The sequence below is a fragment of the Roseateles sp. P5_E11 genome, assembly GCF_054049355.1.
This window is the reverse complement of sequence record NZ_JBFUMO010000897.1, coordinates 1-1,638: the sequence shown is the minus strand read 5'-3', so window position 1 is coordinate 1,638 and position 1,638 is coordinate 1. Positions and strand designations below refer to the sequence as shown.

Annotated in this window: 1 protein-coding gene; it reads left to right on the top strand. The window is 65.7% G+C overall.

The features are described from left to right. Nucleotides 1–1,638, top strand: a 1,638-nt coding sequence (gene ppsA, locus ACXJKR_RS31860; RefSeq protein ID WP_457326258.1) for a phosphoenolpyruvate synthase, incomplete at both ends; no start/stop codon positions are given.

Below are 1,638 nucleotides of genomic sequence, written 5' to 3'. Positions count from 1 at the left end.
GTGCGTGCGTCCTTCGCGCAGCTGACGGCCGACAACCCCGGCGTGTCCTTTGCCGTGCGCTCGTCCGCCACGGCCGAAGACCTGCCCGACGCCTCCTTCGCCGGCCAACAGGAAACCTTCCTGAACGTCGTCGGCATCGACGAGGTGCTGCACAAGATGCGCGAGGTGTTCGCGTCGCTCTACAACGACCGCGCCATCAGCTACCGCGTGCACAAAGGCTTTGCCCACAACGACGTGGCACTGTCCGCTGGCGTCCAGCGCATGGTGCGCAGCGACCTCGGCTCGGCCGGTGTCATGTTCACCATCGACACCGAGAGCGGCTTCCAGGAAGTCGTCTTCATCACGTCCAGCTACGGCCTGGGCGAGACGGTGGTGCAGGGCGCGGTGAACCCGGACGAGTTCTACGTGCACAAGCCGGCGCTGAAGGCCGGCAAGCTGGCCATCATCCGCCGCAACCTCGGCTCCAAGCTGATTCGCATGGAGTTCGCGTCGCCCGAGGAAAAGGCGGCTGCCGGCAAGCTCGTCAAGACCGTCGACACGGTGCCCGAGCAACGCAACCGCTACTCGCTGAACGACACCGAGGTGACCGAGCTGGCGAAGTACGCCCTCATCATCGAGCAGCACTACGGCCGCGCAATGGACATCGAGTGGGGCCGTGACGGCGTCGACGGCAAGATCTACATCCTGCAGGCCCGCCCGGAGACGGTGAAGAGCCAAGCTGCAGGCCAGGTCGAGCACCACTACAAGCTCAAGGCCCACAGCGCCGTGCTGGCGGAAGGCCGCGCCATCGGCCAGAAGATCGGCACCGGCCCGGTCCGCCTGGTTGATAGCGTGGCCGAGATGGAGCGCGTGCAGCCCGGCGACGTGCTCGTCACCGACATGACCGACCCGAACTGGGAGCCGGTCATGAAGCGCGCCAGCGCCATCGTCACCAACCGCGGCGGCCGCACCTGCCACGCGGCCATCATTGCGCGCGAGCTGGGCATCCCGGCCGTGGTCGGCTGCGGCGACGCGACCGAGAAGCTCAAGGACGGCCAGCTCGTCACGGTGGCCTGCTCCGAGGGCGACACCGGCTATATCTACGACGGGCTGCTCGAGACCGAGATCAGCGAGGTGCACCGCGGCGAGCTGCCGTACTGCCCCATCAAGATCATGATGAACGTCGGCAACCCGCAGCTGGCCTTCAACTTCGCGCAAATGCCCTCTGGCGGCGTGGGCCTGGCGCGGCTTGAGTTCATCATCAACAACAACATCGGTGTCCACCCCAAGGCCATCCTGGACTATCCGAACATCGATGCCGACCTGAAGAAGGCCGTCGAGTCCGTCGCCCGCGGCCACGCCTCGCCGCGCGCCTTCTATGTGGATAAGCTGGCCGAAGGCATCGCGACGATTGCCGCCGCCTTCTTCCCGCGCCCGGTCATCGTTCGCCTCTCTGACTTCAAGAGCAACGAGTACCGCAAGCTCATCGGCGGAAGCCGCTATGAGCCGGACGAAGAGAACCCCATGCTGGGTTTCCGCGGCGCCTCGCGCTACATCAGCGGCGATTTTCAGGACGCCTTCGCGATGGAGTGCGAGGCCCTCAAGCGCGTGCGCAAGGAAATGGGCCTGAACAACATCGAGATCATGGTGCCCTTCGTG